Here is a 25981-nt window from a genome sequence, read left to right as displayed (position 1 = left end):
CCTTATTTATCGACGCTGACGCCCGCGTATGGATCGGTCGTCACAACGCGGATCTTCTCCCCCTTCGCGTTGAAGAGGTGGGTCGAGCACGCCATGCACGGGTCAAACGAGCGGACCGCCTTGACGATCTCGAGCGGCTTGTCTGCGACCTTGACGGGCGTATCCATCATCGCGAGCTCGTATGCGCCGTGTCCCTCGGCATCGTCGCGCGGGCAGGCGTTCCACGTCGTTGGGACGACCGCCTGATAGTTCGCGATCTTGCCGTCCTTGATGACCGCCCAGTGGCTGAGCGCGCCGCGCGGTGCCTCGTAAAGGCCGACGCCTTTTGCCTCCTTCGGCCAGGTCGAGGGATCCCACTTGTCGTTGTTCACTACGCGCGTATCTCCGCTCTTGATGTTTGCGACGAGCTTATCGAAGAAATACTTGCTGATCTCCGCCTGCAGCTGTGCATCGAGCGCACGCGCCGCCGTGCGTCCGACCGTGGAGGGCAGCCATGCCTCGACGGGGACGTTCAGCACCTTCGTCACGGCATCGATCTGATCGACGATCATCTGCTCTGCCCACGTCAGGTCGCCGAGGAGCCCCTGCTTTGCCTTCGTGTAGAGGACGATGTAGCGTGCCAGCGGACCGACCTCGCAGAGCTTGCCGCGCCATTTCGGCGTCTTGAGCCAGGAGTACTTGCCCTGCTCGTTGAGCGCCTTCCACTCGGTCTTCGTGCCTTCCTTCGGCTCCGTGTAGTGCGGGGTCGTCTCGCCCTCCCACGGATGGAGTGCCTTGTCGTCGCCGCCCTTGTACTCGTACCAGCCGTGCTCGACGCTCTCTGCGACGCCGTCGGCATCCGTCAGATCCTTCTCCGTAAAGTCATAGACCTTCGCATTCATTACGCCCGAAGCGAAGTCCTCGACGACGCCGTTGCAGCGCACGAGGAGGTTCTTGAAGAAGTCGCCGTTCGTTGCACCCGAGAACGGCTCCTCGGAGAACATGCCGAAGGCGAGCACGCGCTTTTTCGCGAGGCCTCCGCCCGAGGTGTAGCCCTTCTGGACGTAGAGATGTCCGATGGCGAGCACGTCGGGGAGATAGTAGTCGTTCATCATGTGGCGTGCCTGATTGATCGAGTGGTCGACGATCGCGAGGCGCGCCGCATTGATCGGCGCGTTGCCGTCCTCCATCGAGATGGAGCATGGCATGCCGCCGAGCACATAGTGCGGATGCGGGTTCTTTCCGCCGAAGACGACGTGCGGGACGACGAGATCCTTCTGCTTGTCGAGCATCTCGAGGTAGTGCGAGATCGCCATGAGATGCACCTCGGGCGGGAGGAGCTGATAGTCCGGATGATCCCACCACTGCGCGGAGAAGATACCGAGCTGACCGCTGTCGACGATCTTCTGCACCTTTGCCTTGATCGCGGCGTAGTAGTCCGGCGATGCGATCGGGAAGTCGTGCGGGTAGGCATCCGTGTCGAATGCCGCCGGCCCACGGAACGGCAGGCGATAGGTCTGGAGCACTGTGTTCTGGAGCGCCGCCGTCGCCGCCGGATCCGCCTTCAGCGCCTCGAGCGGGCTGACCCAGTCGAGCGCATGGAGGTGGTAGAAATGGATGATGTGATCCTGATGTCCGAGGCACGCCGCGATGATGTTGCGGATGTAGTGCGCGTTCTTCGGAATCGTGATGCCGAATGCGTCCTCGACGGCACGCAGACAGCCGAGCGCATGAGAGGATGTGCAGACGCCGCAGATCCGCTGAATGTATGCCCATGCATCGCGCGGATCGCGGTCGTTCATGACGAGCTCGAGGCCGCGCCATGCCGTGCCGGAGGAGATGGCATCGGTGACCTTGCCCGATGCCTCGTCCACCTGCAGCTCAACGCGCAGATGTCCCTCAATACGGGTGATTGGGTCTACAACAACGTGTTTCATTCATGCACCTGCTTTCCCTCTTTTTCGAGCTGCTTCTCATGGTATCTCTTCTGGACGAGGCTCGCGCCCGCGTGCGCCGCGACACCGACCGCCGTCGCGACGGCAAGTCCGGCACCGACCATATCGACGTCGATGCCGTTGTACTCGGGCAGACGCTTCGAGAACGGCGCCTGATCCCAGAAGTTCGCGTTGCTGCAGCCAATGCAGGGCGCGCCCGACTGGATCGGGTACGAGAGTCCCTGATACCAGCGCATATTACCGCAGGAGTTGTACGTCTCGGGGCCGCGGCAGCCGAGCTTATAGAGGCACCAGCCACCCTTGGCGCCCGCGTCGTCGAAACGCTCGGCAAACATGCCCGCGTCGAAGAACGGACGGCGGTAGCAGGTGTCGTGGATGCGGTTGCCGTAGAACTGGCGCGGACGTCCCTCACCGTCGAGCGGCGGCAGCGTGCCGAAAAGCGCGACGTGCATGACGACGCCCGTCATGACCTCGGGGATCGGCGGGCAGCCGGGCACAGCGATATAGGGTTTCGATCCGATCAGCGAGCGGATGCCCTTGGACTCTGTCGGGTTCGGCGCAGCGGCCTGGATGCCGCCCGCCGTCGCACACGTGCCGTAGGCGATGACCGCCTTTGCCCCCTCCGCGGCGTGCTTCAGCGTGTGCTCGAACGAGTGACCGCCCGACATGCAGGTGTAGGCGTGCTCCCCGATGGGAACTGCGCCCTCGACGGCGAGAATGTACTCGCCGTGATACTTCTTGATCGTCTCCTCGAGATGTGCCTCGAAGGCCTCACCCTCGCCGGCGCAGAGGAGATGGCTGTACTCGAGCGCAATCTCGTTCAGCACGAGATCCGATGCGAGCGGTGCGCCCGAGCGGATGAACGACTCATCGCAGCCCGTGCACTCATGCCCATGCAGCCAGATCACAACCGGCAGCGGCTTCGCCTCGGCGGCCTCGACGACCCTCGTGAGGTTGTCCGTGCTCAGCCCCATGAGCGACGTGAGTGTCACGCAGCCCTTGAGGAAATTCCGCCGGCTGAAGCCTTTTGCGAGATATGCCTCCCACAAGCTCTCCCTTTTGTTCACATTATGCCTCCTGTCTCCATGGAAGACTGCCGCCATGCCAAACACCCGCATCCATCCCGCTGCAATCGGCACACAGATACCTTTTCGCGCAGAACGGCGGGGCGGTTCAGAAACTTGCGTCAATACTTCCCGCACATCAGATATATAAAGCCAATCCCGTGAAAGCCTAGATTCCTCTATACGAAATAATAAAAGAGGAACCGTCCGACGCACCCGAGGGCACGACAAACAGTCCCTCGTAGCAGACGAATCCAAGGGATATTTTGCATCAAAATATCCCCTCCTCGCCTTTGCGCGGCAATGTTGTCGTTTCCTTTTCAAGGGAGCGTGGTTTTCTGCAGGAAACCGCGTTCGGAAGGGAGGCTCCGGCATTTCTGCCGAAACCCTGTGCACGGCAGGGATCACTCCCTGCGGCGCAGGCGCAGCATCATAGGCATCGCCCTTAGATGCTTTTGCTCGGAAACCGAGAGGTACAATGTACCTCTATACCTATGTAATTAATAACAGTTTAACAGAGTGAAAACAACCTGTCAATATACGAAAACTATTCTCAGCATATATCGGAATTATATTGATTTATTATAGTTATTGCTTATTTATTCGTAGTTGATGAATGCTGTATCTGCGGTTGATGTGATGAAAAAAGGGCGCACTCCCCCAATATCGGTGATGATGCACATGGGGAGATGCGTCCCTTGCGGTTATTTCTTTCGGCGCAGTTCCTGCCGTACGGCGTCGCGCTCTTTCTCCGTCATGGTGTTCGCGCGGATCACGGCGCGGTGCCCCTCGCGGCTGCTCTCTGTGATGAGTGCGTTATCCCCGTCGTAGGCGAGGATCTCGTAGGTGCTGATGGCGTCCTTTTTCGGGCTGAGCACGCGCCGCTGCATGGTGTAGCCGAGGTGCTCGTAGTCCGCATTCTTCATCGCCTCGGCGAACTGCGCCCGACCGAGGTTGTTGTAGAGGATGAGCTGCCAGTAGGAGACGGAGCCGTCGGCGTTGCGCTTCATGTGGCTGCGGTCAAAGAACCAGCCACGCCGCTCGTCGCCCTCGATGAAGACCCAGTCGCCGTCCTTCAGCGTGATGGGCTCGATCGCCGTCTCTTTGCCGTATGCCTCGCGCTTTGCCGCTGCGGCAGCGGCAGCGGCATGCTTTTTCTCAGCTTTCTTATCCGCGGCATCTGCCTTCTTTGCAGGCTCTGCGGACACGGCGGAATGGCCTGCGCCGTCCGTCGCTGCGGCGGCTGGCTCCTTTTCCTTCGCAGGTTCTTTGACAAGAACGGCTTCGGCCGTCCCTTCCCCATCAGCCGTTTCTTCTGCCGTCTTCGTCTTCGTTTTTGCCTCCGCATCTCTCGCCGAGGCGGCATTGGTCTGCGGTGTCTGCTCTGCTGGAGGGTTCTCTGTGCCGAGCTCATCCATCTCCGCATCGAAGGCATCTTCCTGCGTGCGCTGTTCCGATGCCGCACGGTCCTTTGCCGCGGGCTCCGCCGTGGTCTGCGCCCTGTCTGTCGTCTTTTCCGTATCCACTGTCTCCTGCGCATCCTTTGCGGCAGATGCGGTGCGCTGTTCTGACGCGGCAGCGTCTCCATGCGACTCCTCTGCCGCCATGACGGCATGGATCTCCGTCTCCTTCTCGGCGGCCGTCCCGCTGACGGGGAGGAGGAGGATTCCTGCGGCGAGCAGGCAGGTGATGGATTTCATAGTGTCTCCTTTGCTTACAAATACGAGGTCGGGTTGACGGGCTGTCCGCTGAGGCGCACCTCGTAGTGCAGATGCGGCCCCGTAGAGTGCCCCGTCGAGCCGACGTAGGCGATGATCTGTCCGCGCCGCACGCGCTGTCCCGGGGTCACCACGACCGCCGAGGCGTGTCCGTAGCGTGTCGAAACGCCGCTCCCGTGATCGATGTCGACCATGTTGCCATAGCCGCCCGCGTTCCAGCCCGCGAGGGTCACGACGCCGTCCGCCGTCGCAACGATGGGCGTGCCCATCTCGGCGGCGATGTCGATGCCCTGATGGAACTCTGCGCCGTTCCAGCGCAGTCCGTAGCCCGAGCTGATGAAGCCGTCCGTCGGCCAGCCTGTCGGGGTGGTGACGGGTGTATCGTCACCCAGGAAGGAGGATGCCCCCGGCACGTCCTTCTGCATCGTGACGGCGAGCTGTCCAAGGGAGCTGCGGCGTGCTGCGATGCGTTCCTCTAGCATCGTGAGTGCCTCACCGACCTCATCGGTGGTGAGTGCGTGCGGTGCGCCGCCCGTCGGTGCCGGCGCGGCCTCCCCTGTCGGTGCTGCGCTGTCCGCCTCTGCCGGCGGTGCGCCGACGAGTGCGCGCAGTCCGTCCTCCGTGCGCTGGAGAGCATCGACCTCCTGCCCGAGCGCGGAGGTCTTTTTGGCGATCTGGAGGATCTGCTCCTGCTGGATGCGGTTCGCCTCGCGCAGCTGTGCCGTCTCCTCCTCGTGGAGGTAGGCATGCGTGAGGGTGTAGATGGAGAAAATCGAGCCGACAGCGACGAGTGCCGCCCCCGCGCCCACGCCCACGGCGAGCAGGCGCAGGGCGCGCAGCGAGAGGCGCACGGTGTGCGTCGTGTCCGTTTCCCGATCCACCAGCTGCAGTTTATAGCGTGATTGTTCTTCGCTCAACGCGTCCCCCTCTTCCCATCGAGATGTTCCTGTCCGATCCCTATTTCCCTATTTCCCTATCCTATCCAAAGAATATGAAAACCTGCTGTGACACAGCAGGTTTTTGTCCGTTGATATCTTCTCAGTACTGGATGGGCAGCGGTTTTGCCATGGCTTCCTTCAGTACGTCCTTTTCCTCGTCGCTCAGCGGGTAGTCCGACGATCCGTTTTTGATCGGTTTGATGTAGCTGCGCGAGTCCTCGCGGGCAAAGATGCTGGAGAAGATCACGCCGTCGTTGTTCGCATCGAGCAGGGCGACGGCATAGCTGAGGTCGCCCCCCATGTCCTCAAAGGCGCGGAACCGCACGGAGGCGACGCGCACGAGCGACTGGCGGATGAACTGTCGGATTAGTTCGTTCTCCTCGAGGATGCGTGCGTTCGTTGCCGCGACCTCCTCCACCGTGCGCACGTGCTGGATCAGCATCCCCTCGAGATCGTCCTTGCTCGAGCCGCGCATCATCGCGCGGTAGCGGCTGCTCATCGTCGAGAGCCGTACCATGACGTAGATGACGAGGATGAGCAGGACGAAGATCAGGAGCAGCGCAGTGAGCAGGAGGGCTGCATCATGTGCTTCGATCGACTTCACTAGATTACTAAAAAACAAGTTCTCTCTTCCCTTCTTTCCTCCGTCCCCCATGGGGCGGAGGCGGATGTGCCCCAGAGGGCGGCAGACGGCACGCCGCACATCCTATACGGTGAATTTCTGCTTGGAGAATGCGCGCAGTGCCGCACGCTTGTCCTCTTTTGCCGCGCCATCTGCCGATACGGTCAGGAGCGACAGCAGTCGCTCCAGATCCTCGGCGGAGAAGTAGCTGATTTCGAGCCGCCCCTTCCCCTCCTCGCGTCCCGTCTGGATGCGTACCTTCGTGCCGAGGCTGCGCGTCAGGCGCTCCTCTGCCTCACGGACGAAGAGGTCTGGCTTTTTCTCTGGCTTTGGCGGCGCTGATTTTTTCAGTGCGTTCGGATCCTTCGCCAGGCGTTTGACGAGCGCCTCGACGCCGCGCGCCGAGAGCTCGTGCTCCTGGATGTACTCTGCCGCCTCACGCTGCAGCGCGGCGGTCTCGAGCGCGAGGAGCGGACGTGCCTGCCCCATGGTGAGAACGCCGTTCGCGATGAATGCCTGCACCTCTTTCGCGAGGCGCAGGAGGCGGACGCTGTTCGCGATTGCCGAGCGGCTGCGTGCGACGCGGCGCGCGAGCTGTTCCTGTGAGAGTTTGAACTCGGTGAGGAGCCGCTGATAGGCGTGTGCCTCCTCGATTGGGTTGAGATCCTCACGCTGGAGGTTCTCGATGAGTGCCATCTCTGCCATTTCCGCGTCGTTCGCCGTGCGGAAAAATGCAGGAACGGTCGTGAGCCCTGCCATCTTGGCGGCGCGCAGACGCCGCTCGCCCGCGATGAGCTCGTACTTGCCCGCGCCGATGTCGCGGACGGTGACGGGCTGGAGGATGCCGTGCTGTGCAATGGACTCGCGCAGCTCCTCGAGTGCCGCCTCGTCGAACTCGCGGCGCGGCTGAAAGCGGTTGGGCTGGATCACGTCAATGGAGAGCTGCGCCGGGACGCCCGCGGGGGCTGCAGCGGTTTCTGTCTTTTCCTCCGGCGGCGGGTCGGTCGGCAGGGTGAGCGCGTCTTTTCCGAGTCCGAGTGCGCCGAGCCCACGCCCGAGGCCGCCTGTTTTAGCCTTCTTCACGCCGTATGACCTCCCTTGCGAGTGCAATATACATCTCCGCCCCGCGCGATGTGATGTCGTACGAGGTGATCGGCTGCCCGAAGGAGGGGGCCTCCGAGAGTCGGACATTGCGTGGAATCATCGTCTGATAGAGCGCGTCGCCAAAGACGCCGCGCACCTCGTCGACGACCTGCCCCGCGATGCGCGTCCGCGAGTCGTACATCGTCATCACGACGCCCTGGACACGCAGTTTCGGATTGGCGCGCTCCTTGACAAGGCTGATGGTTTTCATCAGCTGCGCCACGCCCTCGAGGGCAAAGAACTCACACTGGATGGGGATGAGGACGGCGTGTGCCGCCGTCAGTGCATTCAGTGTCAGAAAGCCGAGGGAGGGCGGGCAGTCGATAAAGATGTAGTCGTAGTCGGTCAGCACCTCGGCGATCGCCTTGCGCAGGCGTGTCTCACGATGTTCCAGCGATGCCAGTTCCACCTCGGCGCCCGCAAGCTCCACATTGGCGGGAACGACGTCGACGAGGTAGTCCGACTCGATGATGACCTCGCGCATGTGCCTTCCGTCGATCAGGACGCGATAGGTCGTCGCGGGGAGGGTGCTCTTGTCGATGCCAAAGGCACTGGTCGCATTTCCCTGCGGGTCGATGTCGATGAGCAGAACACGCCGTTTCGCACGCGCGACGGCGGCGGCGAGATTGACCGCCGTCGTCGTTTTGCCGACGCCGCCCTTTTGACTGGCAACCGCAATGATCTTTGCCACGGGATCATCCTTTCTACGGGTGCTGTGGTGGATGTTCTAGAAAAGTACCTTTGCGAGGTGCAGGTACTCGGGATCGAGTGCTTTCTTGTTGTTGACGGCGTCGTAGAGGTTGACGGAGACGACGTGGCCCTTGTGGTAGCCGAACACAATGCCCGAGAGCCCCGAGATGAGTGCGAGTGCCGCCTGTTCGCCGAGCTGGCTGGCGCGTACGCGGTCGATGACCGTCGGTGAGCCGCCGCGCTGGATATGGCCGAGCACCGAGACGCGCGTCTCGATGTCCGTATGCTTTGCGATGTAGTCGCAGACGTCCTGCCCCTTGGCCGCGCCCTCGGCGACGACGATGAGGATGTAGCGTTTGCCGTGCTCGTATGCGTTGGTGAGGTCGTTGACGATCTCCGCGAGGTCAAATTTCTCCTCGGGGACGAGGATGTACTCCGCACCGCCCGAGATGCCCGAGACGAGAGCGAGCCAGCCGGAGCCACGCCCCATGACCTCGAGCACGATGATGCGCCGATGCGCCGATGCTGTGTCGCGCAGCTTGTTGATCGCGTCGATGATCGTATTCGCCGCCGTGTCGCAGCCGATCGTATAGTCCATGCCCCAGACATCGTTGTCAATCGTGCCCGGCAGGCCGACGATGGGGAAGCCGAACTCCTCGGCGAGCAGCTGTGCGCCGCGCAGCGAGCCGTCGCCGCCGATCACGCAGAGCCCCTCGATGCCGCGCTCGATGAGGTTCTCATGTCCGCGGCGGCGTCCCTCGGGCGTCGTCCACTCCTTGCAGCGCGCCGTCCCGAGGAAGGTGCCGCCGCGCTGGATGATGTCGCCCACATCCTTGGACTCAAGCTCCCACATATCCTCATCGAGGAGTCCCTGATAGCCATCGTTGATGCCCCACACACGGACGCCTTCATAGAGGGCTGTGCGCGCAACGGCACGCGCCGCCGCGTTCATTCCGGGGCTGTCTCCCCCGCTCGTCATGACTGCAATACTCTTTAACACAACGCATCCTCCCCCTGCCCATCATTTCCATACGCTCAGTGCGCGGTCTTAGCTTTTTCTACCCTTTTATCATAGCACAAACGGCAAAAAAAATCCCCTCTTTTTTTGAGGGGAATGAGGAAAATGTTTCACGTGAAACAATCTACTCATGCGCGAGATCGCGGAAGCGCGTGTATTCCTTCTGAAAATACATGCGCACGGTATCCGTCGCTCCGTTGCGGTGCTTGGCAATGCTCAGTTCCGTGATGTTTGCATTCTCTGTATCCTGATTGTAATAATCCTCGCGATACAGGAACATGACAATGTCCGCATCCTGCTCAATCGAGCCAGACTCGCGCAGATCGGAGAGCATGGGGCGTTTGTCCGAACGCCCCTCGGTCGCGCGGGAGAGCTGCGAGAGAACGATGATGGGGACGTTCAACTCACGGGCAAGCACCTTCAGTGAGCGCGTCATCTCTGCCACAGCGAGGGTGCGGTTCTCCGCGCGCCCCGGCGCCTGGATGAGCTGGAGGTAGTCGATGGCGATGAGATCGAGTCCATGTTCCGCCTTGAGGCGGCGGGCACGCGTGCGGATATCGAGCACTGTCGTACTGCTCGTATCATCGAAGTAGAGTTTTGTCTTCATGATGCGGTCAGCGACCTTGACGAGCCGCTCCCACTCCTCATCATCGAGCTCGCCGCGGGCAAGGCGCGTCGCGTCGATCTGCCCCTCAGCGCAGAAGATACGATGCATCAGCTGCTCGCGCGGCATCTCCAGAGAGAAGAAAGCGACGGTCCCACCCTGCAGGGCGACGTGCGTGGCGACATTCAGGACGAACGCCGTCTTACCCATGGCAGGGCGTGCCGCAACGATGATGAGATCTGAGGGCTGGAGACCGCGCGTCACACTGTCGAGTGTTGCGAGCCCCGTCGAGAGCCCCGTGATACCCCCCTTTGCCTTGGCGAGTTCACTTACGCGATCCACGGCGTCAAAGACGACCTCCTTCGCAGAGATAAACGCCCCCGTCGTCTGTCCTCCTGCGATCGCAAGGATCTTGCGCTCTGCATCGTCGAGCTGCTCGGCGATATCCTCGCTCGCCTCATACGCTGCCCCCGCAATCTCCGTGCTCGCATCAATCAGTGCGCGCAGGACAGCCTTCTCCTTGACGATCTTTGCATAGTGTGCGAGGTTCGCCGTGCTCGGCACGGTGTTCGTCAGATTGGCGAGGAACGAGATTCCTCCCACCTGTTCGAGCAGTCCCGACTTTTTCAGCGACTCGGTCACGGTCACGATATCTACAGGCTCACCGTTGCGCAGAAGCAGCTCCATCGCCTCAAAGACGGCACGATGTGCCTGACGATAGAAGTCCTCTGCATGGAGCAGCTCCACAGCCTGCGACACCGCCGCAGGTTTCAGCATCATCGAGCCGAGCACCGAAAGTTCCGCCTCGATGCTCTGCGGCGGCACACGTCCTTCCGGCATATCATACTCCTTTTCGTATCATCATCCACATGAGAAAGGGATTCAACGCGCCCCTCCGTCATGCTCTGCATTCTCTTTCCACTTCTCATCGGCGAACAGCACGCCAAAGGCCTCCTCAGCACTCTTGAGGCGGTAGATCTTCAGCCCCAGATGATCCTCGGGGATGTCCTTCTTGTTCTCCCATGGGATGATGAGAGTTGAGATCCCCGCCTGTCGTGCGCCGTATGCCTTTTCAAAGACGCCGCCCACCGGGCGGATCTCCCCCTGCAGAGAGATTTCCCCCGTGACTGCCACATTCTGCCAGACTGCCGCACCGGTCACAGCACTGACAATCGCCGTCAGGATGGCCGTGCCCGCACTCGGACCGTCGATGTTGCCGCCGCCAATGATGTTGACGTGGAGGTCATAGTCATGTAGGTCACGTCCCGTCAGGCGGCGCATGACTGACGCCGCATTGAACACAGAGTCCTTTGCCATGCTGCCTGCTGTCTCGTTGAAGCGCACAGTTCCTTTCCCCTTTTCTGCCGCAGGGAAAGCGACGGCCTCAATCTCGATGATCGAGCCGAGGAAGCCCGCCACGCCAAGGCCGAATACCCTACCCACGGCAGGTGTATCCGAGGCCTTCTTTTTCCCAAAGGGATAGAGGCGGCTCACCTGAACGACCTCGTAGATATCCTCCTTTGTCACAGGGATACACGGAGGCTCTGTTTCACGTGAAACATTTTCCACTTTCTTCCCATCGACTTGTGTGGAGGAAGGCTCCATGCTGAGGAGTTCTTTTTCTTCCGCGATGAATGTTTCACGTGAAACATCTACATTCGCATCTTCTTGCGTCTCATGTTGTTCCACAGAGGATATTGGCTCGATTGTTTCACGTGAAACAATGCGCTCCACCTCTGCATCATCCATGCGGTTCAGTGCGAGGCTATAGGCATCGGCGAGGATGTTAATCGCCTTGCGCCCCTCAATCGTGTATGTGCTGATGAGCTCTGCTGTGCCAGGGGCAAGCGCGACATGGAGGCGCTGTGCCGCATTTTCCACAATCGTGCGGATATGCGCCGGTGTCAGCGGCTCAAAGTAGATCTCCGCGCAGCGCGAGCGCAAGGCAGGGTTGATGTGATTCGGCTTGCGTGTCGTCGCCCCAATAAGTACGAAGTCTGCCGGCGCGCCCTCCTCAAAAAGTTTGCGGATGTACGGAGGGACACGCTTGTCATCGGGGTCGTAGTACGCCGATTCAAAGTAGGCGCGTTTGTCCTCGAGTACCTTGAGCAGCTTGTTCTGAAGCATCTCATCCATCTCACCGATCTCGTCGATAAAGAGGATACCACCGTGTGCATCGGTCACCAGCCCTGGTTTTGGCTCGGGAACGCCACTGTCGGCAAGGTTCTTCTGCGCGCCCTGGTAGATGGGGTCATGCACCGAGCCGAGCAGAGGATTCGTCATGTCGCGCGGGTCCCAACGCAGCGTTGTGCCGTCTGTCTCAACAAAGGGCGCAGTCTCTGCAAAAGGCGATACCGCACGTTTCTTCGCCGCCTCGAGAACAAGGCGTGCCGCTGTCGTCTTGCCGACGCCGGGCGGTCCGTAGAGCAGGAGATGCTGGGGGTAGGGTGAGGAGAGCTTTGCCATAAGGGAGCGCACGGCACGCTCCTGCCCGACGATCTCATCGAACGTCTTTGGGCGCAGGAGCTCCATCACCGACTGTGTGAGATGCACCTTTTCCAGCGCCTCAAGCGCCTCACGCTTTTTCTTGTCATGCGGAGACTCTGCGCCGGGGCTCTCCTCCGAGATTACCTGACGGCGGATGTCGTCCACATACTCCTCGTGATCCTTTTCGAGCTTTTCATTCACCTTGCGCTCGATGCGATCCTCCAGATCGCGCCGTGCGAGGATGCCCGCGACCTGCTCCGTCATGCGCGAGAGGATCTCGGGCAGCTCTGCCTCCGCGGGCGGGGGAGAGAGCAGCGGATCCTCCTCAAGGATGCGCATGAGTGCGAGGACGCGCTCACGGCGATCCTCCGAGCGCATGAGTGCCATTGCATTCATCTTGCCCGCTTGGATGACTAGGCGCTCCGTTCCCATCGTATCGGCGAGCATGCGAAAGATCGTCGCGATCTCCTCGTCGATCTGCGCGTCCCGTGAGAGCTTCGGATGCTCCTTCCCCGCGTCCTTGCCGCCGAATAAATCCTTAAAAAAAGACATAGTCCTCCTTTTGAGAAGGGCTGATGAGACATGCTCATCAGCCCGCTGTATTACATTATGATCAGGATATCAATATGAGAAAAATTCATGTGCCGTCCAAGGCGCCCCCTCCGCCGCTGCGCGGCACCTCCCCCGCCGCGGCAGGGGAGGCTTTGTGGGCGGCAAGCCGGACATCTGCGCTATCCATCGCTGCCCATCCTGTAGAAAAGGATTCGAGCATAGCTAAAATCATGCAAATCTACACCATAGGAGGCTTGCGTGCATCTAAGCAAACCTTAGCGGAGCAAGTGAGTAAAGCGTGCGACTCGCCCCCGACACACTTCTGCCGTTCAAGCGAAGCGCGTTTCAGAAGTGTGTCGGTATTTAGGCGAACGAGCACACGATCATTTGCAAAGCGAGGTGTTTGCGCAGAGCACGCAGCGATTACTCTTTGCGCACGTGAATTTTGATCGTGGTGGCAATGTTCGGATGCACCTTGACGACGGCCTCATAGATGCCCTCGCCCGTCACCTCTCCATTGATCGAGATCTTGCGGCGATCCACGTCGATGTTCTGCTTCTTCAGCGCCTCCGCGACATCCTTGCCCGTCACCGCACCAAAGAGCCGTCCGTTCTCGCCGATGCGTACGGGGATCTCCACCGTAACCTTTTCGAGCTGTGCGGCCATGAGCTTTGCCTCATCGACCTCCATTGCGTTCTTGCGTGCCTTTGCACCCGCCTGTGCCTTTGCCACGTTCACGTTCGACGTGTTTGCGGGCAGCGCGAGCTTCCTCGGCAGGAGGAAATTACGGCCGTAGCCGTCCGCCACCTCCACGATCTCGCCCTTTTTTCCGATATTCTTTACATCAGCCTGCAGTATGACTTTCACGTTGGTCACTCTCCTCTATATATGCCTTTGCTTTTTCTACCACCTGTGCGCGCACCTCATCCAGCGGGACGCCCTTGACCTGTGCGCCTGCGACATTGGCGTGTCCGCCGCCGCCGAACGCCTCCATGATGACCTGCACATTCATCTCTCCCGACGAGCGTGCACTGATGCCCACCACGTCGCTCGCGAGCGGAAACACATAGATGCTCATGCGCACGCCATCGACGCGGAGCATGCCGTCCGCCGCCTGTGCGGCGATGATCTGCCCGTTTGGCAGGAGATCGGGGAGGCTCCCCACGATCAGCCCGCCCGGGTAGTAGACGGCGTTTGCCTTCGCCCGTGCGAGCGATACCGTCGTCTCGTAGTCGCTCTGGAAGAGCGTGCGGACGAGTACGGGATCCGCGCCGGCGCGGCGCAGGTATGCCGCCGCATCAAAGGTGCGCACGCCCGCACCGACGTTGAAATTCTTCGTATCCACCACGACACCCGAGTAGAGCGCCGTTGCATCGAGGCGCGTCGGGCGGACGTTGTCGCCGAAGTACATGAGCAGCTCCGTCACGAGCTCGCTCGCCGAGCTGGACGCCGTCTCGATGTAGACGAGCAGCGGGTTCTTGACGAAATGCTCGCTGCGGCGGTGATGGTCGATGACGACGACCTTCGGAATGCGTTCGAGCAGGGCAGGGTCGGCGAGGATGTGCGGGATATGCGCGTCCACCACGACGAGCAGGGAGGACAGTGACGGCGTCTCCGTGATATCGCCGGGACGGAGGAAGAGTCCCTCGTAGGCCTCATCCTTGCGCACGAGATCCACGATGCGGTCAATGCCCTCATTCATCTCGCTGAGGACGATGTGTACCTTCTTCCCGAGAGAGCGTGCCATGCACGCGACGCCCATCGCCGCACCGAACGCATCGTAGTCCTCGTTGTGGTGTCCCATGACGTACACCTCGTCCGAGTTCTCCATAATATCGCGCAGTGCGTGCGCCACGACGCGTGCCTTGACGCGCGTGTGCTTCTCGACTGCCTTTGCCTTGCCGCCGAAGAACTGCGTCTTGCCGCTGATGTCGAGCGCCACCTGATCGCCGCCACGCCCGAGGGCAAGGTCGAGCTTTGCCTCCGCTTCCTCACCGAGCTCGCGCAGGGTCTGCTCGGCGGCGAGGGAAAGGCCGATGGAGAGCGTCACAGGCATGCCCTTCGTGTTGATGATCTTGCGTACCTGATCGAGGATGTCGAACTTCTCCGCGATGGCGTGGTCGAGTGACCTGCGGTCCAGCAGCGCCACGTACTCACCGTCGGAGATGCTGCGCAGGAAGCCACCGAGCCCGCCGACCCAGCCATCGATCTTTTCGCGGACGGCGAGGAGGAGCATGGACTTTTCCGTCTCGCTCTGTCCCTGCATGATCTCATCATAGTTGTCGATCTGGATGTAGAGGAGGGCGGTACGGCTCCCGTAGTAGCGCTTCTCGAGCGCCGCATACTCCGTCTCGTCCTCGACGTAGAGCGCAATCAGCGGCTCACTATGGTACGATTCCGCGACCATGCGGTGATAGACGCGATAGGAGTGTCCCGCGTGGGAGAAGCGGTGCTCTCCCTCCGTCCCCCAGATGGACTCAAGGTTAAAATGCGGCCAGAAATCCGCGACCGCCGTACCGGGCTCGGGCATCTCGCCAAGCGCATCGCCGAGCTGGTGATTGCACCACTCCAGATGCCCCTCCTGATTGACGAGGAGGATCGCCTGCGGGAGACGATCCACGGCGTAGTTCATAACGTCGTTCACATTACGGATGATGCCCATACAGTAGCGTTCAAATCGCCGCTCCCTGTCACGACACCGTTCCCACGCAAACGCAGCCAGCACCGCCCATAGGAGGAGGGCCGCCGCACCGACAAACGTGCTGTAGCAGAACGTCACGAGCGCAAGCGCAAGCATGACGATCAGATGGATCGTCAGATCGACCCACGCGGATAAGTTCCGCGGCATAGTATCACCTTCTTTACGTTATTTTATCTATATCGAATATGTATTTTCATCGCATATACAGTATATATAAGCCATTAGCATTATTGCCGTTCACAAATGCGTCGGCGATAGTCGTAGACCATATCGAAAAGCCCCGTCCACGAGATGATCTGTGTCATCACGCCGTTGACGAGAATGAACACGTAGATGAGAGCGCGCACAAAGGGCGAGACGCGGAAGCGCAGGAGCAAGAAATGCAGGAGTGCAAGGCCCTGCACGAGCCCTGCGAGAAACGCAATCACATAGCCGTTGAGCGCCACCTGATAGAGCAGCACGTTCTCGCGCGTCGAGCCCCAGTAGATACCGATCAGAGAGAAGGCAAAGAGATAGGGGAAAACGACGGGCAGATGCCACGCGGCAAACGGCGGAAGCGCCGTGACGGCGACACCCATGCGGCGCAGCACCTTGCGCATGACAGAATAGCAGACGCCCACCTCGATCAGCGCACTGCCCACGAAGAGCGCAGGCAGCATCAGGAGAAAGAGCTCCAGCACCTCGCTCGCCGCCGCGCGCGTCTCCTCGATCTGTACCTCGGTCATGCCGAGCGAGCGGTAGATCCCGAGCGTCTCATCCATCGCCTGCTGCATGACGGCAGGATCCATCGCAAACGGATTGATGCCGAAGAGCAGGAGGATGAGCAGGCCTGCCGCCGCCTTTCCGAGGAGCGAGGCGAGCGTGCCGCCCACGAGTGCACGCAGGGTGCCGCCCTGACGGCGCAGGAGCAGCCCGAGGGCAAGCCCCGTCGGCGCAAAGGAGAGGACAAACGTCGCCCCCGCCACGGGGGTGGCAAAGAGCATCGTGAGGAGGAGTGCCGCCACGGCCGCGAGCGCGCCGAACCGCCCCCCCGCGCGCACCGTCACGAGCGCGATAAACACGGGCCAGAGCATTCCCATCATCATGGTCAACATGGGCAGATAGATCGCCGCGAGCGCATAGACCACGGCGGCGGCAGTCATGACCCCTGCCGTGGCAGTGGGGCGTGCAGCATGCTCGTTCATTCTGTATCCTTTCAGCGGAGGGATCCCCCGCACTGCCATTCAGGAAGCACGGATAAATGCAGCGCCAATCCGAGGGCTGTTTTATCAGCGATTCCTTTATTCTCTTATCGCAGGAAAGTATTCCCCATTATAACAGATTTCCGCCGCGCTGTCACCGTGTCCGCAAAGCCAAGGGAAATCTTCGCCTCACTCCCCCATAATGCCCGCCATGCGCAGGAGATACTGCGCGTTCGTCGTGTGGCAGCGCCCCGCGCGCATTTTGAAGTCAAAGAGGATCTTATCCCCCTCGTAGTGCTCCTCAAAATGCGCATTCGTCACGGGGATGCCCTCGCGCCCGAGATCGCAGAGCTCAAAGTCGTGCGTCGTCACCACCGTAATCGCGTGCGGCAGCGTCAGGCGACGGATCGCCTCGCGCGCACCGACAATGCGGTCGGCAGAGTTCGTCCCGCGGAAAATCTCATCAATCAAGATCAGCATCGGCTTGCCGCGCTTGCTGTAGACCATCATCTTCTTGATGCGCAGCAGCTCCGCATAGAACGTCGAAATCCCGCCCGCGAGATCGTCGCTGATCTGAATCGACGTATAGACCGCCATCGGCGTGAGCGTAAAGGAGCGCGCACATACCGGCGCACCCGCATACGCGAGGACAGCATTCGCGCCGAGGCAGCGCATATAGGTCGTCTTGCCGGACATATTCGACCCCGTGATGACGAGCGTCCCCGCCGTGAGCTGCGCGTCGTTCGGCGTCGCCGTCTCCTCCGTCAGGAGCAGCAGCGTCGCGTCCTCCGCCATGAGCTGCGGCGCGCCCTCCTCCGCAAAGCGCGGAAACGCGTGCACCTCGCGCGTATGCCCGACGCGTGCGAGCGAGAGCAGCACCTCCGTCTCCGCCCACACCTTCAGCCAGTCGGCAGCCGCCGCACCGTAGCCCTTGCGCCAGTGGGAAAAATACGCCATGCAGTGAAAATCCCAGAGCAGAATCCCATTTGCCAGAATAAAGAAAAAGAAATTGCGCCGCATCGCCGCGCAGTCGGCGAGAATCGTCAGGCGGCTCAGCCCGATGGTCGCGCGCACGGGCGCAAAGAGCGGCGACAGAATCGCGTGGAACGCAGCACTGCGCAGCGGGGCGCGCTCGAGCGCACGAAAGATCCGCCCATAGAGCCGCAGCGCACTCGCCATGTGGCCGAGCGGTGCGAGCTCGCGCTGCGTCCGCGAGAAAAACGCCATCGCCATCGTGAGATTGAACGTAAAGAGCGCAATCGGAATCGCCCAGCTGCCGCCAAAGAAAATCGCCCAAAACAGCGACCAGACGCAGGCATTGGCAAGAACGATGCCGATGCAGGAAATGAGCTTCAGCGACCCCTTGAGCGGCTGCGCGAGCTCCTTGGCAAGCACACGCGTATCATGCGCATCGGGCAGGAGTGCACCGCGCGCCTCCAGCTCCAGAGCGAGGAGCGGATGGGCGAGCAGCTCCGTCACCGCCGCCTGCCGCCGCCGCGTCCGCGTGAGATCCTGCGGCGTCGCCGAGAGCGCAGCGGCGAGACGGTCACGCCCCATGCGCGTATGCGCTGCGCAGAGATACTGATAGAGCGACGCCGCGCCGAAAATGTGCAGATCCCGATCGGGCGGACATTTCTCGCGCAGATAGGCAGCGCCGTCCACGGGCGACTTCTTCCAGCTCCCATCAAAGCGCGCGAGATACTCCCCCACCACGCCGAGATACGCCTGCGTAAAGATGCGGCGCCGCTCAAGCCGCCGATGCCGCAGCACGAGCACCGCAAAGAGCAGCAGGAAAAACCCGCCGAGCATCAGCTCCTCCACCGAGCCGCGGTCATAGCCGTGAACGAGGGCGACAAGCATCAGCGGAAACACCGCCGTGCGCGCGAGAATGAACCGCGTCCGCCACGTATCCTGCGTATGCGCATGGGCGAGAGCATGCTCGCGTACATTTTCATAAAAGTCCTTCTTCATAAGGAACTCCTTAAGGGAATCCACAATTCTGGGCAACATTCATAAGGAAACACTGATAAAATGAGGTCTGCCAGATTGGCGTAGATTTTTTCGTCCGAACGAGGTGGAAAACCGGACGCAGAGTGGTGCTCTGTGGAGGATTTTCCGCCGAAGTGCGGGCAAAAAAGATGCGTCAAGATGGTTGTACCGAATTTATCAGTGCTTCCTTAACAGTCATATTATATCATAACGATAATAGGAATGTAGACAGTTTCTGCCAAAACTGTTAGAATACTTATCAAAGGAGGGATGTGCATGGTACAGGACCCATCGGACGCCATACGGCGCATCGAGGCGGACATCCGCACCCTCGACGCACGGATGCTCCGCGCATCGGGTGACCTCGACTACGAAACCTGCCGCTGCGAAAAACGCGCCCTCGAAACTGCCCTCCATGCCCTGCGCAAACAGAGGGAAAGCGGTGCAGATGCAGCATTCAGCCAAAATTCAGCATCATCGGATAGGATAAAAGGCAAATAGTCAAAGCAGAGAAAGGAAAATACTATGTCACAGCGTATGACCATGGACGAAGTCCTCAAAGAATACGGCGTCCCCCAGCTGCGTCTCGACGTACACGCGACGCGCAGCGACCTCCTGAAGCTCCGCGAAAAGCTCATGGCGATCCGCGACCTCTCCGACGGGCGCGAGCAGGGCTACCTCGACATCGACTGCAAGCTCTACATCGACGTGGACGACATCGACCGCTACCTCTCAGGCGAGCTCGACACCGTCGGCGAGATCTACGCCTTCCCCGAGGACATCAAGTCCTATCAGGAGTAAGGCATCTTCGTGTGCTCCTCGCAGAACACCTCGTTACGCAAGCGGTCGTCAAGGTATAAATCTGCGTTCTTCAATCCGGTTACGAATACCGGGGCTATCCCCGTATCGAATGATATATGAAGGAGAATATGGAATGAAACTAAAGAAACTCATCGCTGCGGCAATGGTCGGCTCGCTGGCCTTTACCGCACCCATCATCGTCCCGAACGCCGTGCAGAGTACGCTCGGTGCACAGGCAGAGGCCGCCAAGGGCGGCGCGCGCATCTCACCGAAGGCGACGCCCAAGGCCGCACCGAAGGCATCCGAGGGACAGAGCAGCAGCGGCAAATCCGTCTCGGGGAACGGCAACAGCTACGCCCCCTCGAAGAACGCGAACCAGCTGGAAAAGAATGCCCCCACGGCAAACAGCAAGGCGAATGCAGCAAACGCCGCGACCCCCGCTAAGAGCAGCACAGGCTGGGGGAATACCCTGCGCAACATCGGCCTCCTCGCGGGCGGCATGATGCTCGGCGGGCTCCTCGCGAGCCTCCTCGGCGGCATGGGCAGCGGCCTCCTCGCCGACATCCTCGGCGTCCTTGTGAACGTCGCCATCGCCGTCGTCGCCTTCATGGTGCTGCGCTGGCTCTGGAACCGCTTCCGCTCCCGCAAGGAGGAGGAGAACGTCTACCAGCGTGCAGAGCAGCCGCGCGCGGCCGCACCGCAGCCGCCCATCACGGACATCCGTCCGCAGGGCAGCGCACCGCAAAACGCCGCGCCGATGGACGTCACGCCGCCGACCTCGGCACTCGATGCCGGCGACAGCCCGCGTGCCATCGCCGACCGCTATCGCAGCCGCTGAGATACACAGAGAAACGTGGGACACTGCACGAAGCTCCGGCTTCGTACAGTGTCCCTTTTCTTATGCCCATACACTTACTGAAGAATCCCATCAGAGAGATTTCCCACCCTGTAAAAACACAAAAGCAAATCAGTAAAACAATATAGATAAATTCCATAAAATATCGATAAATAACTATAAATTAAGATCAATAACTTCAAAATGGAGTATTTTACACCTCAAAAGGCAGGAATGCGTATGGGAAAATCCCTCTAACCCCGCGTCATTCCTTCCTCACAGCGATTTTTATACGCTGAACGCCCCAGCACGACGACAAAGCCTCCCGCATCGGACAACCTGCCGCATTTCCCTCCCCTTTCCCTTGAAAAAGGCAGCATTTTCGTCCATAATAGAAGGGAACGGAGCATAAAGGAAGCAGCGTTTTCTTTATCTGCCCTGCGAATACAATGTACACGGTACATTTCTTCACCCCTCGCGCGCAGCTAGGGAATCACTGATAAAATGAGGTCTGCCAGATTGGCGTAGATTTTTTCGTCCGAACGAGGTGGAAAACCGGACGCAGAGTGGTGCTCTGTGGAGGATTTTCCGCCGAAGTGCGGGCAAAAAAGATGCGTTAAGCTGGTTGTGCCGAATTTATCAGTGCTTCCCTAACTGTTCGCGTGAGCCCTGCATCAACCGTAACGAAATCACAAAGGAGCAACAACTATGAAATCATCTACCCTTGCCGCCGTTGACACGCTCATCGCACGCTATCCCGCACTCGAGGCCTGCGGTACAGACATCCGCGCCGCCATCAAGGCACTCTGCACATCCTACCACGCAGGCGGCAAGCTCATTGTCTGCGGCAACGGCGGCTCTGCGGCAGATGCCGAGCACATCGTCGGTGAGCTGATGAAGGGCTTTCTCCTGCCGCGTCACCTCGACGAGGACATCCTCGCAAAACTCCACGAAGCGTGCGACGCCGCTGACCCCTTGACCGTCGACTATTTCATGCGGCACCTGCAGGGTGCACTCCCCGCCATCTCCCTCCCGTCCCAGCTCGCGATCAGCACAGCGTTCGCGAACGATCAGGCACCCGATCTCACCTTTGCCCAGCAGGTACTCGGACTCGGGCGCGCGGGCGACGTCCTCCTCGGCATCACCACCTCGGGCAACTCGAAGAACGTCCTCTACGCCTTCCGCATGGCAAAGGCACTCGGCATGACCTCCATCGCCCTCACGGGCGCATCGGGCGGCAAATGCGCGTCGGGCTTCGCCGACATCGTCATCAAAGCCCCCGAGGAGGAAACGCACAAGATCCAAGAGTACCACCTCCCCATCTACCACACCCTCTGCATCGCCGTCGAGGAGGAATTCTTTGGCGCGGAGTGAGGATGTGTCGCTCGCGGTGCAGGCTGATGTCTATGGATAAAAAGGTGTAGCCGCTCATGGCGCCCCCACCGCCGCTGTCGCAGCACCTCCCCCGCACCGGCGGGGAAGGCTCGGGGCACTCGTGGCGTAGTAGTATCCCCAAAGCAAACCTTAGTGGAACAAGTGAAGATAAGCGCACGTTCTGCCCCCTGCGAATTTCGTCGTTCAAGCGCAGCGCGTTTCGGATGACCTGTATCCTCCGCCATAGGATGATATGCGCCGCCGAACCAAACCTTAGCGGCGCAAGCGTGGAAAGTGTGCGGTACGCCCCGACGAATTTCGTCGTTCAAGCGCAGCGCGTTTCGGAATTCGTCGGTATTTAAGGAAGCACTGATAAATTCAGCACTACCATCTTGACGCATCTTTTTCGCCCGCACTTCGGCGGAAAATCCCCCACATAGCCTTTGCTATGCGTCCGGTTTTCCACCTTGTTCGGACAAAAAATCTACGCCAATCTGAGAGACTGTTTTATCAGCGATTCCTTAAGCGTACAAGCACACGAACGCTTGCAAGCGAGGTGTTTGGGAGGCGGCATACAAGAATCCTGCATTTAAACCATTACACGCATAACGCATACACACATAAACACATCACCGCAAACACACAATCATACACAAAGGAGGAATCCCCATGCCCCTGACCCAGGACGACTTCAAAAAACTCGCGAACGGCAGCGACATCCGCGGCGTCGCCGTCCCCGGCGTGCCCGATGAACCTGTCACCCTCACCCCCGAGGCAGCAAACCGCATCGCTGCCGGCTTCGTCCGTTTCCTCAGCGAAAAGACGGGCAAGAGCCCCGCAGAGCTGCAGATCGCCGTCGGTCACGACTCGCGCATCTCCGCGCTCGCCATCAAGGACAGCGTCCTCACGGGACTCACCTACACGGGCGCGCACGGCATCGACTGCGTCCTCGCCTCCACCCCCGCCATGTTCATGGCGACCATCTTCGAGGACACGGCGGCGGACGGCTCGATCATGATTACCGCGAGCCACCTCCCATACAACCGCAACGGACTGAAATTCTTCACCGCCGCGGGCGGCGCAGACAAGGCGGACATAGAGAAGATCCTCACCTATGCCGCCGAGGCACCCGAGGCGCACGGTACCCTCGAGCACGTCCTGAAGTTCGACCTCATCGGGCGCTACAGCGAACACCTCACGAAGAAAATCCGCGACGCGTTCGGCGGCGCAGAACGTCCGCTCGAGGGGATGCACATCGTCGTCGATGCGGGCAACGGCGCGGGCGGCTTCTTCGCGGGACGCATTCTCACCCCGCTCGGCGCGGACACGACGGGCAGCCAGTTTCTCGACCCGGACGGGCACTTCCCGAACCACATTCCGAACCCCGAGAATGCTGACGCTATGTGCGCCATCAAGGACGCCGTGGTGAAGAACCATGCCGACCTTGGACTCATCTTCGACACCGACGTAGACCGCATGAGCGCCGTCCTCGCCGACGGCACGGACGTGAGCCGCAACGCCCTCATTGCCATGATGGCCGCCATCCTCGCGCCCGACTACCCCGGCTCCACCATCATCACCGACTCCGTCACCTCCGACGGGCTGCACGACTTCCTCGAGGATCACCTCCATCTGAAGCACCTGCGCTACATGCGCGGCTACAAGAACGTCATCAACGAGTGCATCCGCCGCAACGAGGCAGGCGAAATCTCCCCGCTCGCCATCGAGACCTCAGGGCATGGCGCGCTCAGCGAGAACTACTACCTCGACGACGGTGCCTACCTCGCGGTAAAGCTTCTCATCGCAGCGGCAAAGGCACACGCCGAGGGCAAAACCCTCAGCGACCTCATCAAGGATCTGCGCCATCCCGCCGAGGCACGCGAGATCCGCATCAAGATCACGGGCATGGGCGACGTCAAGGCATACGGAAAGGACGTCCTCGCCGCATTCGAGCAGCGCGCCAAAGACAAGGGGCTCAGGATCGCCGCTCCCTCCTATGAGGGCGTGCGCCTCATCTTCCCGAGCGGCTGGGCGCTGCTGCGCATGTCGCTGCACGATCCGAACATGCCGCTCAACATCGAGGCGGACGCAGCGGGCGGCGCGGACAGGATCGAGCACGAGGTCAGGGAGCTCCTCGCGGGATTCGACGCGCTCAACCTCTCCGGCTTTCACGCATAGAACACATCCATGTCAGCCGCCCACGTGAGGGAAAGGCACAAGAGACTGTCGTACGAGGTGGACCCCTTCATATCGCAGTCTCTTTTCTCTTGGTAAACGTACGACCTGCTCTTTTCTCATTTTTTCCCACACGCACCCGTATTTTATGATATAATGCAGTGGTATATTGATATTTATTTCATTTATCCCTTATTGGAGAACAACGCAGGAGAAATGAACCCCTATGAAGGAAGCCGTACAGCACGCGCTGAAGAATGCCATTGGACTGGCTGCGTTCGCCGCAATCATCGGGTCCATGGCCTTTGCCTGGCAGCTGCTCAATACCATGCCGTATACTGATCTGGCTCGCTCGTACGCCCTCGTCGGCAAGGATCTCACACATAACGACATCCTTGGTTTCCACGCGGCGGAGCATGACTGGCAGTCCTATACGTCTCCCGTGCCACCCCTTGCCGACGATGTGAAGGCGGTCTATCTCTCGTGGGAGATCCCGCAGGATATACCTCTCTCCATTGATCACATCCTCGCGGCGACGACGAATCAGAACCTCTGCGTCTACCTCGATGACCGTCTGATCTACACCACCGGTCAATGGGACGGTTTCCACAACCCCTATGGGCGCACCCTGCACTTCATCGACGCGAAGCAGTCCCTCGCGGGGAAACGCATCACTTTCCTCCTGCATACGGACTATGCCCGGTGGCTTGGCAGCGTAGACTATTTCTTCATTGGCAGCGAGCTGACCCTCTTCCAGAAAATCAGCATCAGCGATGCCATCTACACGGCGAGCCTTGCCATCGCCGCTGCACTCATCGCCTTCCTCGTCATGGATATCATCTGGCGCGGTTATATCCGACGACGGCATCTGCAGCTTTACCTCATTGCCTTCCTCCTGAGCATCATCTTTTGGGCGACGGGCACCTCCTCACTCTTCCCCCGACTCTTCGGCACGACGCAGGTCTGGGCGGAGCTCCACTTCATCATGCTCTACCTCATGCCGATGCTTTTCGTCAAGATCATCAAACACATCAGTCCGCCGAACTACAAGCATTCTCTGACCGGCATCTTTGGTCTCTACGGCGCACTCTTCGCCGTCGCAACGGCGGCGGAGGCACTCGGGCTGAACGGCTATATGAATATGCTCTTTGCCTTCTACCCCATCCTCGCCGTCACCTTCCTCTACCCCATCTTCGTTCTCCTGGGCACCTCATGGGCAAAGCATCCCGCCTGCCGCTACGGAGTGATCGCAGCGGTCTCGCTGATGATCTTTGTCGCGATCGATGCCCTCCATTTCGAGTATCATCTCTTCACCTCGACACTCTCAGCAACCGTTTTCTCGATCTATGCCATCATCCCATTCGTCTTCTACCTCATCCGCGAGCAGATGATGCAGGAAGCGGAGCTCGTCCGAGAAAACAACGCCCTCGTGCAGGAGCTGCAGGAGACACAGGACGAGGCAAAGCACGACTTTCTCACGGGCTGCTACAACCGCTTCCAACTCGAGCCAAGTTATGAGCAGTTCGCCTCACTCGCACACGAGAGGGGCTTCTCCTTCTCCTACGCCATCTTCGACATCGACCACTTCAAGGAGGTCAACGACACGCGCGGCCACCTCGGCGGCGACCATGCGCTGCGCGGCGTCGCCGAGATCGTACAGGAGAAGATCGACCGCCGCCACATTTTCATCCGCTACGGCGGCGACGAGTTCATCCTCCTCGCCCTCCATCACGACCTCACACAGATGGCAGAGTTCTGCGAATCCCTGCGCTGTGCCATCGCAGAGACCATGGACGGCATCACGATGAGCTTCGGCGTCTCCACATGGCACGGTGCAGATGACTCGATGCACAGCCTCATGGAGCGTGCCGACCGTGCGCTCTACTGCTCCAAGGAAAAGGGACGCAACAGCGTCTCCACCGAGAGCGAGGCAGCGTGCTCCGATATCTGTGCGAACGCGAATACGGAGCACCATCGCTGACGAGTAATATAAAGGCAGCGCTGATAAAATAAGGTCTGCCGGATTGACGCAGATTTGTCCGAACGCGGCGAACGCCGATGATACCAGCGCATCAGAGGACTGCTGTGCGAAGCGCAAAACTTCGCGCAGCGCCTTTTTTGTATCCCTTCCACTGTATACTTAGATCACTGATGC

General features: G+C 60.1%; 21 protein-coding genes and 1 riboswitch. Of the genes, 6 read left to right on the top strand and 15 right to left on the bottom strand.

Annotation, left to right across the window (positions count from 1 at the left end; all coding sequences use genetic code 11):
* Window positions 1-2: 2 nt before the first annotated feature.
* The 14 genes from ADJ74_RS04555 to ADJ74_RS04490 form a co-directional block, all read right to left on the bottom strand.
* Window positions 3-1916: a nickel-dependent hydrogenase large subunit gene (locus ADJ74_RS04555; protein WP_050342265.1), complete on the bottom strand. Its 1914-nt coding sequence runs from the start codon at window positions 1914-1916 to the stop codon at window positions 3-5.
* Window positions 1913-3001: a hydrogenase small subunit gene (locus ADJ74_RS04550; RefSeq protein ID WP_050342263.1), complete on the bottom strand. Its 1089-nt coding sequence runs from the start codon at window positions 2999-3001 to the stop codon at window positions 1913-1915. Before ADJ74_RS04550 ends, ADJ74_RS04555 begins: the two co-directional genes overlap by 4 nt.
* 329 nt (window positions 3002-3330) lie before the next feature.
* Window positions 3331-3473, bottom strand: a riboswitch (molybdenum cofactor riboswitch).
* 229 nt (window positions 3474-3702) lie between these two features.
* The gene (locus ADJ74_RS04545) at window positions 3703-4698 is read right to left on the bottom strand and encodes a hypothetical protein (protein WP_050342262.1); all 996 of its coding nucleotides are present in this window, start codon (window positions 4696-4698) and stop codon (window positions 3703-3705) included.
* A gap of 14 nt (window positions 4699-4712) precedes the next feature.
* Window positions 4713-5633 carry a M23 family metallopeptidase gene (locus ADJ74_RS04540; protein WP_050342261.1) on the bottom strand — a complete coding sequence of 307 codons (921 nt, stop codon included), beginning with the start codon at window positions 5631-5633 and terminating at the stop codon, window positions 4713-4715.
* Between the two features lie 121 nt (window positions 5634-5754).
* Window positions 5755-6276 (bottom strand): DUF4446 family protein, encoded by a 522-nt coding sequence (locus ADJ74_RS04535; protein ID WP_039981205.1) that lies wholly within the window; start codon window positions 6274-6276, stop codon window positions 5755-5757.
* 84 nt (window positions 6277-6360) lie between these two features.
* Window positions 6361-7359, bottom strand: coding sequence for a ParB/RepB/Spo0J family partition protein (locus ADJ74_RS04530; RefSeq protein WP_050342259.1), 999 nt, complete (start codon window positions 7357-7359; stop codon window positions 6361-6363).
* Window positions 7346-8110: a ParA family protein gene (locus tag ADJ74_RS04525; RefSeq protein ID WP_050342257.1), complete on the bottom strand. Its 765-nt coding sequence runs from the start codon at window positions 8108-8110 to the stop codon at window positions 7346-7348. Before ADJ74_RS04525 ends, ADJ74_RS04530 begins: the two co-directional genes overlap by 14 nt.
* A gap of 36 nt (window positions 8111-8146) precedes the next feature.
* On the bottom strand, window positions 8147-9109 hold the full coding sequence (gene pfkA / locus ADJ74_RS04520; RefSeq protein ID WP_050342255.1) for a 6-phosphofructokinase: 963 nt from the start codon (window positions 9107-9109) through the stop codon (window positions 8147-8149).
* Window positions 9110-9251: 142 nt separating this feature from the next.
* Window positions 9252-10571 (bottom strand): replicative DNA helicase, encoded by a 1320-nt coding sequence (gene dnaB, locus ADJ74_RS04515; protein ID WP_009753405.1) that lies wholly within the window; start codon window positions 10569-10571, stop codon window positions 9252-9254.
* Window positions 10572-10613: 42 nt separating this feature from the next.
* A complete protein-coding gene (locus ADJ74_RS04510; protein ID WP_050342254.1) occupies window positions 10614-12770 on the bottom strand; it encodes a S16 family serine protease in 2157 nt (718 codons plus the stop codon).
* Between the two features lie 423 nt (window positions 12771-13193).
* Complete coding sequence (gene rplI, locus ADJ74_RS04505) at window positions 13194-13637, bottom strand: 50S ribosomal protein L9 (protein WP_009753407.1); 444 nt, start codon at window positions 13635-13637, stop codon at window positions 13194-13196.
* Window positions 13615-15618: a DHH family phosphoesterase gene (locus ADJ74_RS04500; protein ID WP_050342252.1), complete on the bottom strand. Its 2004-nt coding sequence runs from the start codon at window positions 15616-15618 to the stop codon at window positions 13615-13617. The genes rplI and ADJ74_RS04500 overlap by 23 nt, the downstream gene beginning before the upstream one ends.
* 80 nt (window positions 15619-15698) lie before the next feature.
* Complete coding sequence (locus ADJ74_RS04495; protein ID WP_172664509.1) at window positions 15699-16655, bottom strand: DUF2232 domain-containing protein; 957 nt, start codon at window positions 16653-16655, stop codon at window positions 15699-15701.
* Between the two features lie 186 nt (window positions 16656-16841).
* Window positions 16842-18623: a DNA mismatch repair protein MutS gene (locus ADJ74_RS04490; RefSeq protein ID WP_050342248.1), complete on the bottom strand. Its 1782-nt coding sequence runs from the start codon at window positions 18621-18623 to the stop codon at window positions 16842-16844.
* Between the two features lie 294 nt (window positions 18624-18917).
* Between ADJ74_RS04490 and ADJ74_RS04485 the strand changes: the two genes are divergently transcribed.
* From ADJ74_RS04485 to ADJ74_RS04470, 4 genes are all read left to right on the top strand, one after another.
* Entirely contained in the window at window positions 18918-19142 is a 225-nt protein-coding gene (locus tag ADJ74_RS04485; protein ID WP_050342246.1) for a hypothetical protein, read from the top strand.
* 24 nt (window positions 19143-19166) lie between these two features.
* The gene (locus ADJ74_RS04480; protein ID WP_050342244.1) at window positions 19167-19442 is read left to right on the top strand and encodes a hypothetical protein; all 276 of its coding nucleotides are present in this window, start codon (window positions 19167-19169) and stop codon (window positions 19440-19442) included.
* A gap of 133 nt (window positions 19443-19575) precedes the next feature.
* Window positions 19576-20280 (top strand): hypothetical protein, encoded by a 705-nt coding sequence (locus tag ADJ74_RS04475; RefSeq protein ID WP_050342242.1) that lies wholly within the window; start codon window positions 19576-19578, stop codon window positions 20278-20280.
* 705 nt (window positions 20281-20985) lie between these two features.
* Window positions 20986-21651 (top strand): SIS domain-containing protein, encoded by a 666-nt coding sequence (locus ADJ74_RS04470; RefSeq protein ID WP_050342240.1) that lies wholly within the window; start codon window positions 20986-20988, stop codon window positions 21649-21651.
* Window positions 21652-22009: 358 nt separating this feature from the next.
* On the opposite strand, the gene ADJ74_RS11525 is transcribed toward ADJ74_RS04470, so the two are convergent.
* Complete coding sequence (locus ADJ74_RS11525; RefSeq protein ID WP_071844294.1) at window positions 22010-22135, bottom strand: secretion protein HlyD; 126 nt, start codon at window positions 22133-22135, stop codon at window positions 22010-22012.
* Between the two features lie 185 nt (window positions 22136-22320).
* Between ADJ74_RS11525 and ADJ74_RS04465 the strand changes: the two genes are divergently transcribed.
* Both ADJ74_RS04465 and ADJ74_RS04460 read left to right on the top strand, forming a co-directional pair.
* Window positions 22321-23829, top strand: coding sequence for a phosphoglucomutase (locus ADJ74_RS04465; RefSeq protein WP_050342239.1), 1509 nt, complete (start codon window positions 22321-22323; stop codon window positions 23827-23829).
* A 223-nt stretch (window positions 23830-24052) separates the two neighbouring features.
* Window positions 24053-25807: a GGDEF domain-containing protein gene (locus ADJ74_RS04460; RefSeq protein WP_050342237.1), complete on the top strand. Its 1755-nt coding sequence runs from the start codon at window positions 24053-24055 to the stop codon at window positions 25805-25807.
* Window positions 25808-25981 lie beyond the last annotated feature (174 nt).

The organism is Selenomonas sp. oral taxon 478 (assembly GCF_001189555.1).
GTDB classification, from domain to species: Bacteria; Bacillota; Negativicutes; order Selenomonadales; family Selenomonadaceae; genus Centipeda; species Centipeda felix.
Note: the sequence above shows the minus strand (reverse complement) of the source record. Positions and strands in the feature narration are given on the sequence as shown.